The sequence below is a fragment of the Maribacter thermophilus genome (genome assembly GCF_001020565.1).
Taxonomy (GTDB): Bacteria; Bacteroidota; Bacteroidia; order Flavobacteriales; family Flavobacteriaceae; genus Maribacter; species Maribacter thermophilus.
Genome location: NZ_LDAS01000001.1, coordinates 1,679,315 through 1,692,908, shown reverse-complemented (window position 1 = coordinate 1,692,908; position 13,594 = coordinate 1,679,315). Strand labels below are relative to the sequence as shown.

General features: G+C 39.1%; 9 protein-coding genes. All 9 read right to left on the bottom strand.

All coding sequences use genetic code 11. From position 1 onward, the window contains the following. Positions 1-41 precede the first annotated feature (41 nt). Positions 42-2,048: a DUF349 domain-containing protein gene (locus tag AB657_RS07235; RefSeq protein WP_047245882.1), complete on the bottom strand. Its 2,007-nt coding sequence runs from the start codon at positions 2,046-2,048 to the stop codon at positions 42-44. A 172-nt stretch (positions 2,049-2,220) separates the two neighbouring features. After that, positions 2,221-2,973, bottom strand: a complete 753-nt coding sequence (locus AB657_RS07230; RefSeq protein ID WP_047245881.1) for a shikimate dehydrogenase family protein — start codon at positions 2,971-2,973, stop codon at positions 2,221-2,223. Continuing rightward, the gene (locus AB657_RS07225; RefSeq protein WP_047245880.1) at positions 2,945-3,964 is read right to left on the bottom strand and encodes a DUF368 domain-containing protein; all 1,020 of its coding nucleotides are present in this window, start codon (positions 3,962-3,964) and stop codon (positions 2,945-2,947) included. The genes AB657_RS07230 and AB657_RS07225 overlap by 29 nt, the downstream gene beginning before the upstream one ends. 12 nt (positions 3,965-3,976) lie before the next feature. Then, positions 3,977-4,891, bottom strand: coding sequence for a DUF368 domain-containing protein (locus tag AB657_RS07220; RefSeq protein ID WP_047245879.1), 915 nt, complete (start codon positions 4,889-4,891; stop codon positions 3,977-3,979). Positions 4,892-4,908: 17 nt separating this feature from the next. Next, entirely contained in the window at positions 4,909-6,312 is a 1,404-nt protein-coding gene (locus AB657_RS07215) for a tetratricopeptide repeat protein (protein ID WP_047245878.1), read from the bottom strand. 103 nt (positions 6,313-6,415) lie between these two features. Further along, positions 6,416-7,591 (bottom strand): aspartate aminotransferase family protein, encoded by a 1,176-nt coding sequence (locus AB657_RS07210; RefSeq protein ID WP_047245877.1) that lies wholly within the window; start codon positions 7,589-7,591, stop codon positions 6,416-6,418. A 14-nt stretch (positions 7,592-7,605) separates the two neighbouring features. Further along, positions 7,606-9,294 (bottom strand): OstA-like protein, encoded by a 1,689-nt coding sequence (locus AB657_RS07205; RefSeq protein ID WP_084696395.1) that lies wholly within the window; start codon positions 9,292-9,294, stop codon positions 7,606-7,608. A gap of 72 nt (positions 9,295-9,366) precedes the next feature. Beyond that, positions 9,367-10,368: a ThuA domain-containing protein gene (locus AB657_RS07200; protein WP_052958654.1), complete on the bottom strand. Its 1,002-nt coding sequence runs from the start codon at positions 10,366-10,368 to the stop codon at positions 9,367-9,369. 19 nt (positions 10,369-10,387) lie between these two features. Continuing rightward, complete coding sequence (locus tag AB657_RS07195; protein WP_047245876.1) at positions 10,388-13,543, bottom strand: PVC-type heme-binding CxxCH protein; 3,156 nt, start codon at positions 13,541-13,543, stop codon at positions 10,388-10,390. Between the last annotated feature and the right edge of the window lie 51 nt (positions 13,544-13,594).

Below are 13,594 nucleotides of genomic sequence, written 5' to 3'. Positions count from 1 at the left end.
CATGGTATTGTCATTGACGAACATTTACGGTATAGTATTTTTTACTCTTCTTCAGAACCAGTGTCTTCCTCTGTGTCTTTTTGAAGGTTGTTTTGAAGAATATTCAGTTTCTTGAGTTTGTTTTTCCAAGAAATCAACGCCTCTTTATGACTTTCTACCCTTTTTATTACGTCTTTTACCAAAGGATTGTTTTCCGAATCGTTAGAGAAAAACTGAAGGTTGTTCTCTAATTGGCGAATTTCATTTTTACTTTCCTCAATTTTTTTCCTGATAAAACTACGTTCTTTTTGAATGGCCCTTTCTTGGTTGTCATCTTCTTTTAGCTTTTGAAGCTTATTGCCATATTTTAATAGCTCAGATTCTTGAGGGCTAATATTTAACTTGTTAAAAAGAGCGTCGATTATTTTATTGAACTTCTGGTTTATGTTTTTTTGTTTAAAGGGTACATGGCCAATTGCTTTCCAGTCTTCCATGAATTCTTTTATCTTCTGCAGATCGGCTTCCCTTTCACCGCTTAGTTCAAAGGCTTTTAGGTTTGATAGAATAACTTCCTTTTTCTCTAAGTTCTCAGACTCTTCTTTATAAGAATCGTTCTTTGACGCATGTAGGCGGTCAAAGTAATGGTTGCAGGCATCTTTGAACTCTTTCCATAGCTTATCGGAAAACTTTCTTGGTACATGGCCAATTTTTTTCCATTCACTTTGAATGCGCTTCATTTCTGCAGTGGTGCTGTCAAAATCATCACTATCCTTTAATGAAAGGGCAATCTCTAAAAGAGCTCTTTTTTTGTCCAGGTTTTCTTGTTGCTCCTTTTTTAGATTTTTATAGAAAGCATTTTTGTTTCTATTAAAGCTTCTAACCGCTGTCTTAAAGGCTGTCCATGTTTTTTCGTTGTCTTTCTGTGGTACTTTGCCTGCTTTAAAGAAAGCTTCTCTAAGCTCCTCTAACTGCTTTATCTGCTTTTGTAATTCTCTGTGGTTGTTCGCAATATTTTCCGAGAGTGTTTTGATCTCCTGGATAATACCGTTTTTCTTTTCTAAATTCTGCTCGTTAAGCTCATCCAGTTCTTTGAAGTATTCTTGCCTTCTTTCGTGTATTACTTTGGTGGCATTGCTAAACCTTTGCCATATTTCTTCTCTATGTTCTTTGCCAACAGGGCCAATATCTTCTTTCCATATTTTATGTAGCAGCTGTAACTCTCTAAAAGCCTTGTTTAAATCTGGTTCGGCGGCCAAAGCTTCCGCTCTTTCCACAATTTTTAGTTTTTCTTCTAAATTGTGCTTAAAGTCAAGGTCTCTAAGCTCTCTGTTCAAGTGAAGAAAATCGTAGAAAATTTCAATATGGTGGTGATAGGTGCGCCATACATTATTGTATTCCGTTCTAGGTATAGGGCCTGCATTTCGCCACTTCTCTTGTATTTCCTTAAAATTCTTATAGGTGGTATTTATATCTTCTTCAACATTGACAAGACTTTTTAATTCCTCGATTAGTTCAAGTCTGTACGCTAAATTTTCTTTATGGCTTTTTTCTAGGTTCTTGTAATGTTGATTTCTCTTTTCGCGGTATTCGGCATAAACTTCATTAAACTGTCTCTTGGTAACAGAATTGTACTTGAAGTCTATCTCATTTCCCCCGTTCGCTATAAAATCTTCCTTTTTCTGTTCAATAAAATCTTGAAATTTTAAATTAAACTCGTCACGGATACTGTCCACATGCTTTTTAATAGCTTGTACTTTTTCGTTTCGTACCAACCTTTGTAGCTCTCCGACCAAGTTTTCCATTGACATTGAATGGTAGTCCAGCAATGGTATTTCGTGGCGTTTTTGCGTATCGGTATCCTCGGCATCCTCTGCGTTGCTTTCTTCTATCTCGTCTAAAACTTCCGATTCTGTTTGGGTTTCCAACGTATTGTCAGCTTCCTCGGCAGTCTTTTGTTCCTCCACTTTTTCGGTATTTTCCTTTAAATTGGATTCTTCCGCATTGGCAACTTTGGGGTTGTCTTCTATCACTTTTTTCTCAGGTATTATGTTTTTTTCCTCTTCTGACATTTTCCAATATTAGGTGTTTACAATATAGTAACAACGATAAGAATTGCAAAGAATATAACTGTTCTTTTTGATTTGTGCAATAGGTCTATCTTCTGGTAATTTTTTTCTTGAAACCATTTGGTTAAAATAGGAATTGATTTGTTGGTAGAAATTTTACACCGCTATATTTCGATCATCGGTTCCATATTTCCCATGCTTTTTCTGCTTGTAACTCCAACATTCTTAACCCATTTAACGTGGTGGCTCCCTTAGCTCGTCCGTTCTTTAGGAAAGCACTTGTTTCGGGGTTGTATATTAAATCGAACAAAAGATGTCTTTTGTTCAAGTGTTCATAGGGGATGTTGGGTTTGTTATCTACATCTGGATAGGTTCCCAATGGGGTACAATTTATGATAAGCAAACGGTCTTCGATAATGTCTTTTGTCAATTCTGGGTAGGTATAACCATCTTCCCTTTTTGTTCTTGAAACAAATTTGTAAGGGATTTCTAATTTTTTTAAAACATAGGCAATGGCTTTTGATGCTCCGCCAGTACCTAATATCAAAGCATTTTTATGGTATTCTTTTAGATGTGGCTCCAGTGATTTCTGAAACCCATAGGCATCTGTGTTGTAGCCTGTCATAGAATCTTTATTGAACTTGACCGTGTTGACCGCACCTATTTCGGCTGCCGCATTATCCAAATTTTCTAAAAATGGAATAATCTCTTCTTTGTAAGGTATGGTAACGTTTAAACCCTTTAGATTTTCTGTTTTGACTATTAAGTCATTTAGTTCGGAGATGTTGGCCAGATCAAAATTCACATAGCTATAGCCGTTTAAACCTAGCTCCTTGAATTTCTTTGCAAAATAGCCCCTGGAAAAAGAGTAAGAGATGTTCTTGCCTACCAATCCGAACTTATGTGGTTCTTTTTCTGTTTTTTCCATACCAATCTAAAAGTAATAATATGCTGACTCCAAAAATAATAAAAAAGAATGCCCACCATGTTTCAGAAAGTTCTAGGTGGGGAAGATAGCGTTCGTAATTAATTATTATTTCTTTTCCATTGGAGTCCAAAAGAACAGTGCCGTCTAAATCTTTTTTGAAGATGGCCTTTTTCCAGGGCCAAACTACCCCTAAAGACCCGGTTATAAAACCTAAAATTACCGCAGTGGTAATATGCTTGTAATGTTTAAGTACATAACTTAGAATATGTGACAAGGTAACTAGGCCCGTGGCAGAACCTAATGTGAAAACAGCCAATATTTTTAAGGTTCTTAAGCGTTCTGTGTTAGAGGTAAAGCTAAAGTCGCCTAATAATATTTCAGAAAACGTATCGTAAAGGGCGTTTACCGAGTCTACTAATAACAAGACGTAATTTCCCAATAAAATAAGGATAAAAGATCCCGAGAGCCCTGGTAACGTCATACCCGATACACTTATGATTCCGCAAAAGAAAATAAAAAGAAGGTTGTCGTTTTCTTTAGCGGGGTTTAAAAAACTTATAGATATGCCCACGGCCAAACCAATTAAGGCGGCGGGTATTGTCTTTTTTGTCCATTGACCAAAATCTTTTCCGATATAGTAGATAGACCCCAAGATCATTCCGAAAAAAGCGGACCATACAAATAGTTCCTTTTTTTCTAGAAAATAGTCCAACACTTTTGAAATGCTGAAATAACTTACCAGCATACCAAAGATCAATAGGGTAAGAAACGAACCGTTAATGTACCTATAGAAGCTTTTGAACCTTCCGTTGATCAACAGCTTTAAGGCTTTGCCATTGATCTTTTGGAGAGAATAAATAAACTCTTCGTAAAATCCGGCAACAAAGGCTACGATACCACCAGAAACGCCCGGGACTTTATTGGCGGCCCCCATACAAAGTCCTTTGATGATTAGGAATAGTTTATCCTGTAAGGTTCGTGAATCGTTCATTTGGGACCTCTCTTACTTTTTAGAAGCAGTTTTTTCCAATATAAAAATAAGGGAAAAACCTATGAGGGCAGCAAGGATGGCATAGAATATTTGTGGGTCGCCTTCGTAGCTTAACGGAGAGGTGTTGGTATCTATAATTACTGTTTTATCACCATATACCTTGGTTTCCAAAATTCTTTTCCAGGGCCATATCTTGTTCAAAGAACCTACAATAAAACCGGTAAGAAGGGCCAATGTAATGTTCTTGTAATTAGTGAACATCCATTTTAATAGTTTGGCAAAACTAAGAAGACCAAAAATGGCACCTATACCGACCGTTACAACTATTTTAACGTCTCTTTCATGAACAGCATCCAATATTGTTTTGTATGAACCAAGTAGAACCAAGATAAAGGCGCCGGAGATGCCCGGTAAAATCATGGCACAGACGGCCAATGCTCCCGACAAGAATAAAAAGGGCAGGCCATCCACATTTTCGTTTGGAGGCAAAGTGGTGATAAAAAATGCGATTAAAGCCCCGATAACAAGAGCCGAAATGGTTCCTAAATGCCATTTTTGAATTTCCTTGCCTACAAAAAACACACTAGCTGCCACTAGTCCAAAAAAGAAAGACCATAGTAAAATAGGTTCGTTTTCGAGCAGCCAGCTTACCAAGGTTGCCAGTGAAAAAAGGCTAATGAATATTCCTGTAAAAAGCGCTAATAAGAAATTGCCGTTTACTTTGGCCCAAACCGTTTTAAAACCATCGTCCTTCAAAGTCTTCAGTAGGCCTAGGTTTATGTTGTTTATAGAGGTAATAAGTTCTTCGTAGATACCTGAAATAAAGGCGATTGTTCCGCCAGATACCCCGGGTACAACATCTGCGGCACCCATGGCAATACCTTTCAGGGTAATAAATATGTAATCTAATAAATTTCTATTTCCCATAATTTAGGAGTAAAAAGTCAAGAAGCTTTTTTGTAGCTCGCTAAAATAGCATTAATCCAATCAGAATTGCTGTATTCGGGAAATTGATTGAAGAAAAGATGTATCTGTTTTTGCTTTTTGTCTAGTTTAAGGGCGTCCATTAAACTTATTCTTGCATTTATGAAATCTTGTAAAATAAGATGAAAACCTACGGTCTTATAGATAATTTTTAAATTGTTGGGGTAAAATTCCCTTCCTTGCGAAAGTATTTGTACCGCCGCATAGGTGTCTCCGTTTATATGGGCCACATCTGCCCATTTTAACCAAGTGTCCAATTCATAGTTTCCTAGATCAACTACTTGTTTAAAGGCGAAGTCTGCTTGGTCGTAATTTTTTAGGGCGAAATTTATATTCGCACATTTTTTCCAATACAAAGGGTTCTCACCATCAATATTCAATGCTTTGTTTATGTAGTACAGTGCTTTCGAATAATTTTTTTCGTTGTAATAGAAGTTTGTAATAGCCAGCCAACCTTTGTCCAACAGCGGGTCTTCATGTACCGTCTGGTAGAAATAGTACTTGGCCATTTCTTTGTTTTTTAACTTTTCATAACACTTGCCGATTCTCAAAAAGGCATGTGAAGTGGGGTCTTCAATGGTTATGGTCGTTTCATAATTTTCTATAGCTTCTTTGTATCTCCCTAATTTTTCCAACACTTTTCCTTTTTCAAAATAAGCACCTATAAAGGTGTCATCTGAAATTACGGCAAAATCAAAAGCGGTCAATGCTTCTTGAAACATTTCTTTTTCATAGTACTGCTTGCCCAACTGGTGCCATGCAACTTGGCAATAGGGGTTTTTTTCCAAGTATTCATTTAAGTAGGCTATAGCCCCATCATAATCCTCTAAAAACTCAAAACAGTATATGACGTTGTAAAGGGAAGAATAATCTTGGTTGTCGAACTCTACACAGCGCATAAAACTTTTCTTGGCCGATTTAAAGTCGTCCATAAAAAGATACTCCATACCCAACAAGGAAAAAATATCAAAAGAATTGGTAGATATATCCAATGCTTTTTGAAGCAGAGCCACTGCGGCCTCATGGTTGTCTTTTTTAGAGTAGATGTTTGCACGCTGAATATATATTTCTTCATTGTGGGCATCCAACAACTGAAGTTCGTCCAATAATTCCTCCGCACTTTCCAGATTGTTTTCAAAAACCATTACCTCTACCTGCAACAATTTTAACTCAATGGAGGCGGGGTGCTGTTGAAGTCCGATCTTGATGCCTTTTTTTGCCAGGGAAATTTTACCGTTGTTAAGATAATGGTGAATAATATCCTCGAAATCCTCCGCATCAAAGAAATAGACATCGTCTGTCTTGAGCATGGATTCGAACTTGGTAATTGGCTTGTCAGGTCTTTCGTTAGATTCTAACGCCATAGGAACATTCTGTTTAAACTATGGATTTAAAAGTAATCTTTTGTCAGGGGTCAAAGGTAGACTTCAACGCTATATTATTAACAAATTAGTTAACAAAATATTGTTACACCCTATCTAAAAGGCGCAATATAATATCACACCCTGCAGTTATTTCCTCCTTGGAAATAGTCAGTGGTGGCGATATTCTAACCGCTCTTTGCTCGAACAAAAGCCAAAATAGAATTAGGTTTTCATCTTTTGCTTTTAAGATCAGATTATTTGCAATGTCGGGGGTTTCCATTATTAATGCCAGCATTAGCCCCTTACCACGGATCTCTTTTATTTTAGGGTGAACAAGTTTTTTTCTGAATAGAGCTTCTTTTTTACGGGTGTCTTCTATAATCGAGGAATGTAGTAAAACATTTAGCGTTGCCAAACTTGCTGCGGCAATGACCGGATTGCCTCCAAATGTAGTAATGTGTCCCATTTTAGGGTTTTGGCTGAGGGTCTGCATAATATTTTTGCTAGAGGTGAAAGCTCCAACCGGCATTCCGGAAGCCATGCCCTTTCCGATGACCAGAATATCTGGAGTACAGTTAAAATGTTCAAAGGCGAATAATTTGCCTGTTCTACCAAAGCCAGGTTGAATCTCATCCAATATCAACAGCGCACCTACTTGCCTGCAACGCTCACTGACCTTTTTTAAATAGTCTTTTTTTGGTACTATGAACCCAGCACCACCTTGAATTGTTTCTAATACTACGCAAGCGGTTTTGTCGGTAATCATTTCCAAATCTTCAAAAGAGTTGAAGTTGATGTGATGTACATCGGGTATCAAAGGCCTAAATGCTCCTTTTCGCTCTTCAAAATCCATCAGGCTTAGACTTCCCATAGTATTACCGTGATAGGCATTTTTTGCCGCCACGATTCTAGATCGCCCGGTATAACGCCGGGCCAATTTTATGGCACCTTCCATGGCTTCGGTGCCAGAATTTACCAAATAGGTTACATCGAGCCCTTTGGGCAGATTTTGGGCCAAAAGTTTTACATATTGGGTGGCAGGTGATTGGGCGTACTCCCCATAGACCATCACATGCATATATTTTTCGGCCTGTTCTTTTATGGCGTCTACTACCTTTGGGTGGCAATGCCCCAAGCTACAGGCAGAAACACCGGCAACAAAATCTAAATGGGCCTCTCCATTGGTGTCGTATATATAACTGCCCTTGGCATGTGATACTTCCATTCCCAATGGATATAGTGATGTCTGGGCCTGGTATTTTAAGAAATCATCCTTCACGAAATTCTTGGTGTTTAGTTCGTAGATTTTTTAGATCTAGGATCCGTGGCCTTGTTATTGGGTATATTGTTTACAGGGTCGTTTTCGTTTTGACTCCGTTCAGCCTCTTCGGCATCGATATCTATCGGGTTGTCTATTCCACGTATTACCGGAAGCACTAGGTTGTTGTCGTCATCGTCGAAAATATCGTCCTTGGTGAGAATACGTTCGTCTCCCCGCCATACAAATCCTTTTAAGATTCGGCTGTTTTCAGGTAATTCTTTTTCTGGGTAAATGGTACCATCCGGATTTGTGAAAAACGTAAGGTCTTCCACATCATTGTTTTCCATGGTGATTCTTATGGCACTACAGACGGTCTTGTCTATACCTATTAGCTCATTGTCATCGTTGTACATATAATAAACGACTTCGGTGTTCTGAACAAGGTCTATGATCTTTAGTTCGTTCTCGATAAATTTCCCATAAAGATTAATACCTTTGGCCTGGTTGTATCCCTTTTTTCCTATACTGTCCAAAGAGATGATAAAGGCATTTTGCAATACTTTTAGAGAATCCAATTTTTCTGTTTTAAGATCGGTGATGAGGTGAATACTATCACCTGTCATCTGATTTGCTCCGTTCCAAATAATCGGGTTTTTTATCAATTGTGTAATGCCTGTTTTTTCTTCGGAATGAATGGAGTCGCATTTTCCGCTTAAGTCTTTTTTGAAGAATTTGGCATTTCTAAAGGCCCTTGTAATACGCTCGTCGGGCTTGCCGGTAATCATTAGCGTATCTCCATGCACGTAAAGAGAATCTTGCTCTTTTTCTTGTACCAAGATGGAAACCGCTCTCTTTGTCGCAAAAACGGAGTCTTTGGCTTTATGTACTTCTGCATAGTGGGCGCGTATAATTCCATTGTTAATGGTGTCGGTAACGGTAATGTTATTGGTGGCGGAGGCAAATTCACGTGCTTTGTTAAAATAAACACTATCACCTTCTACGATGCGGTTGTTGTAATTAATTTTTGTGTTCTTTATACCGTAGCCACTTTCTACCTTTGTATCGTAAAAACCTCTTTCGCAGTATATTTTATACGTTTCCCCTACAATGGTAGATGGCCCGTACATATAGGCGTTTTTTGAGGTGGTGTAGTAATCTAACTGCTCCGAATCCAATATGTATTCAGGATTTTGGATATGTACGCTATCTAAAAACTGGTATTTTTTTAGTTCCATAAAATACCTTCCTATCTTACTGGTAAGGGTGTTGGCGGAATCTATGACCGTACCGTAGTCTTGGTAATAGGCTTCTTGTTTTATTCTGTCAAAACGCAAGGTATCCGTTTTTAGAGTCATATCGGCGTTGGTAAGCACTACGTCTCCCCAAGCTTTTGCCAGTTTAATGTCGCCCTGATAATTAATTTTCTTGGCGGTCATTTCTATAGAGTCCCCTTGCTTTAAAAGCACATTGCCAATGGCCTCCAACCTGTTTTCTTTTTGGAAGTAAATGGCAACATCGCACCATAGGTCGGCACCCTGATGTTCGAACTGAACTTGTTTTTCATCTTTGCTAAAGATGGATGCTCCTGGATATTCGGTTTCGTTTTTGGTAAAGTTAGCCCCGTAAACAATGTTTATTTGTTTAGGCTCTTCAGGTTTTTCTTGACAGAAAACAGATATAGTAAAAAGAAGAAGTATAGCTCCTAAAACTGTACGATGCAAGGTTTATTTTTTTTTCAAAAATAGGATATTTTAAATCAGGTGATGATATGATTAGCATTCTTTTAGCAAACCTTAGCGAACGGGGTGTGGTTTTTGGTTCAATTTATACAGTTTCCCAAAACCCGAATTGTTTGGTTCATAGGGCGTGTCCAATGTTATATTGACCCCGTCTTCAGGTATATTATTTTCTTTTTTCAAGGCCCAAAAAATACCGTTTAAGGCTATTTTTCGCACTTCGGGTATTTTAAAGTCGTACGGATGTCCAAGTGTTGTAAAGAAAACCCTTGCTTTTTTGCCGCTTTTGCCGGTATAGCTCTTTGTCCATGCAACTGGGTTTGTCAAAGGAAATTTATCTAGGTTTTTGTCGATTTCATGTTGAGATTTTAACGAACGGCCTTGCAGAAAAGGGGTGGAGTCCCCGTACAATTTCCAATCACCACCATCTACATGGTATAACCAAGAATAGGCCTTAAAGGGAGAAAATCCTCTTAAAATTACATTGTTGGGGTCTATGGCGGATATTTTGGTCACCGGTATTTTGCCGTCGTCAAAATGGCCGTGATGGGTTATCCATTGTTGTCCAAATACTTTGGTAGGCCATTCGTTGTTGTATGTTTTTGCCAAAGCAGTATCATTTTTGTACATAAAAGCATGGGTGGCTGTTCTGAACCCAACAATAGGTTTTCCAGATTCGACATAGTCTGTAATATACTTGAGTTCTTCTTTAGGCAGGTTTCTGAACCGGGTAAAAAGCACCATGAGGTCTGCCGATTCCAATGCATTTAAATCGGAAATATGATCTGTTCTGTTCGGGTCTATAAAACCTAAACTGTCCAGGGCATAGCACACGGTAACCCTGGCATGTAATTCTCTTTTTGCCAAACTTGCGAGCATAGGCATAGATTCTTCTGACCTGTATTCTTCGTCACCGGTCACAAAAACAATATGTGGCTGTTTTGCGCTCTCGCCAAGGGTGTCTTTACTTTCTTTTTTTTCTTTTTCTCCACATGAGGATATTGCGATGCAGAATATTAGTAAATATGGCAAATGGCTTTTTATGTGGAACGATTTCATTTTAGGGTATTTTATGGTGTTATTTCATAGGATGTTCTTTCAATAGGTCACTAGGGGTATAGAAATCTTTCCTTTCTTTTGTTGCAGATCTTACTTCTTTCACCTTGGTAGGGTCTACGACCGATGCCTTATTACCAAATGAGTTTCTGACATAGGTAAGTACGGCGGCAATTTCATCATCGTTTAGCAATCCCTTAAAGGCCATCATGGGGACTTGCCCTTCGTAATGGTTGCCCATGACATCCATAGGGCCATATAGCCCGTGAAGAACAAGTTTTATCAGTCTTTCTTCATCTCCGACAACCCATTGTTGGTTTACAAGGGTAGGGTAACCGGCCTGTTGCAAGCCCGTTCCGCTTTCTTGGTGGCAGGTAATACAGTATCCTTCTGTTTCATATATTTTTTTGCCTTTTTTATAAATTTCCAAGTCGTCTCCCTTTAGGTGTGATACGATAGCTTCCTCATTGTCCTTATTTAAAAAATTACCTGTAAGTCTGGTCTCGGCAAAGCTGAAAGAATCTTTCATCCATTTATCCAAAGGATGTTGTTTAGCTACTTCCAATATGGCCAAACCTTCTTCTTTTGGTAGCCACGAGGCGGCTGTGATGGCCTCAAGGCGAACACGCCCATGCAAATCTCCGGCAGCAGTTTTTAGTAGCTCTAAAGAATTGTTCAATTGGTGGGCCATGTACCGTAAAACCCTTACCGAAGCAGCCCTTACCCTATGGTCTTCCGATTGCAATAGGGCTTCAAGAAGGTTTTGGTCTACTTGGTTCAATCCCCAGGTAACCCATAAGGCTTCTAACCTGTGATGTTCGTATTTTGGGTCTTGTTTATCTAGATTGTCTACCCATATTTTTAGTTTCTCAAGTACTTCATCAGGATTTCTGCCTCTTAGTTCTCTTCGGGTTCTATATCGTGTTCTGTATTCAGGGAGTGTAAGGTTGTCCAGTAATTCATCAATGGAGGCACCATCTATTTTAGCAGGAGTGACCAGAGGTCTAGAGGGGTAGGTGATCCTGTAAATACGACCATGTGCATGATCGCGCAAAGGATCTCTGGCATTATGTTGCATATGGCCGATAAGTATATTGTGCCAATCTACTAGATAGAGGGATCCATCTGGCGCAAATTCCATTTCTACAGGTCTAAAGTTCTTATCCGTACTACTTATTAAATCTTGTCTGTGCTTGGTGGTATAGCCTGTTCCTTCTTCTGATACTTGATGTTGTTTAATACCTAAGAAGCCTATCGAGTTCGCCAGAAGCATGTCTCCCTGCACTTCTTCCGGAAAATGTCTACTGGAAATAAATTCTAATCCAGAAGTGGGCCTTACGCGGTGAGCCTCTTCTATTAAATCTCCGGTAAGGGGCGAGGCAATACCGTAAATGGGTTTAAGGGTGCTAGGCATCATCCAGTTCACTGTTGGTCCGGAAGTATGAAGAAAAAAGTCTTGCCCCCATTCGTCGAATGCAATGCCCCAAGGGTTGGGGATGCTTACTTGTACTGTTCTGTCCAGTTTTTTGCGCTGAGGGTTGTACCTGTAAAAACCGCCATTGGTCGCTCTTACCGGCCCATAGGATGTTTCTACGTTCGTATGGAGAAAAATACCTTCGGACATGTAAAAAGCACCCGAGGGATCTGCGCAAAAAGCAGAAATGGCATGGTGGGTGTCATGGTCGTCAAAACCACTTAAAATAATCTCTATTTTATCTGCCCTATCATCACCATCGGTATCGGTCAAAAGTTTAAGGTTGGTTCCTTGGCTTAGGTAAACACCTTCAGGGGCAAACTCAAAACCTATGGGAAGATGCAGGCTATCTGCGAATACAGTTTGTTTGTCCGCCTTGCCGTCTTTATCAGTGTCTTCTAAAATAATCAGCTTGTCATTGGGTTTTGTATCGCCGGGTCTATAATGAGGGTAAGAGGGGAGGGTAGCCACCCATAGCCTGCCTTTATTGTCAAAAGATATTTGAGCAGGATTTGCCAAATCGGGAAATTCTTTTTCAGAGGCAAAGAGCTCCACTTTGTATCCTTGGGGTACCGTTAAGGTTTGTTCCGCTTCTTTTCCATATTTATAGGACATAATTTCACCTTCATCCGCTAAATTATAATTGGTTGCTACTTCTGGTAGGCTTGTGGTTCTCGAGTCCGCATTTGAAATGTCGTAGTCGTCACCTTGTAAGATAGACCAGATGGCCGTATCCCTAATTGCGGTCAATTCCTTAACTTTTTTAATTTCATAAGGGTAGTTGTCAGGGCCGTATGGGTCATATCTTCGGCCATACGCATGCACCCCGTTCGGAAATTTATAATCATAATGCCAAAAAAAGTTCTTATCGTTTACCATTTTGTTTACGACATCTCTTTTCTTAGATTGCTTTATGGGTGTGTTTCCACTTAAGTGGTCAGCTATGTACGTGGCCAATTTTTCATAACCTGCTTTGTTTAATTGAGAGCCATCTATGGTATAATCGGTATCGTCTTCAAACCAGCTTAAACTTGGTGTAAAAACATCTATAAAGGGAATATTGTTGGCCTTGCAGACCTTTTTCATGCCTTCGGTATATAGTTTTAAGTTCTTGTTTTCCTCTAAACCGTTGGGCAGGTCCGTTTTATCGGAAAGGTCTTCAAATGCAATAGGGGAGACTACTACTAGGTTAGGGCTTTCCAAACCATTGTATCTTTGATTTTTGGTATGCAGGATAAAGGCGTTTAGTTCATTTTTAAAATTTTCTAAACCGTGTATTCCTTCAAAAGATTCGTTGAAACCAAAGAAGGCAATGATGATATCCGCCTTTAATTGTGTCAACCATTTGTCGGGAGAAGGAAAAAAGCCTTCACTGCCCGAGGGCTGTGCAAGTTCGGTCTGAAATTTTTCTGCTCCCGAAAATGCCCAAGGAGAATTACGTGCCGAGTGCGGTCTAAACCCAGGGGTATTGCCGCCATCGCACATATTTCTGATCCTTAGGGAATCTTCAGGAAACCTTAAATGCATTTCGGTTTCAAAAAGACCATAATTCTGCATTCTTGACCCAAGGTTGTTGCCGATTAGAACAATACGGCTGTTAGGTTTGATCTTTACCAAGGGGTCTTTTTTTTCGGCACAGGCGAGAAACAAAAAAAGAAATGAAACTGATAGCAAAAAATAGAAGTTTGATTTTTTGGTATTCATGGTTGAAGAGGTATTGGTACTTAAATATAATCATAAAAAAGCCACCAAAAG

Bases quoted from the DNA above. Each gene is read 5' to 3' on its own strand.
- AB657_RS07235 (WP_047245882.1), bottom strand. From the start codon at position 2,048: ATGTCAGAAGAGGAAAAAAACATAATACCTGAGAAAAAAGTGATAGAA.
- AB657_RS07230 (WP_047245881.1), bottom strand. From the start codon at position 2,973: ATGGAAAAAACAGAAAAAGAACCACATAAGTTCGGATTGGTAGGCAAG.
- AB657_RS07225 (WP_047245880.1), bottom strand. From the start codon at position 3,964: ATGAACGATTCACGAACCTTACAGGATAAACTATTCCTAATCATCAAA.
- AB657_RS07220 (WP_047245879.1), bottom strand. From the start codon at position 4,891: ATGGGAAATAGAAATTTATTAGATTACATATTTATTACCCTGAAAGGT.
- AB657_RS07215 (WP_047245878.1), bottom strand. From the start codon at position 6,312: ATGGCGTTAGAATCTAACGAAAGACCTGACAAGCCAATTACCAAGTTC.
- AB657_RS07200 (WP_052958654.1), bottom strand. From the start codon at position 10,368: ATGAAATCGTTCCACATAAAAAGCCATTTGCCATATTTACTAATATTC.
- AB657_RS07195 (WP_047245876.1), bottom strand. From the start codon at position 13,543: ATGAATACCAAAAAATCAAACTTCTATTTTTTGCTATCAGTTTCATTT.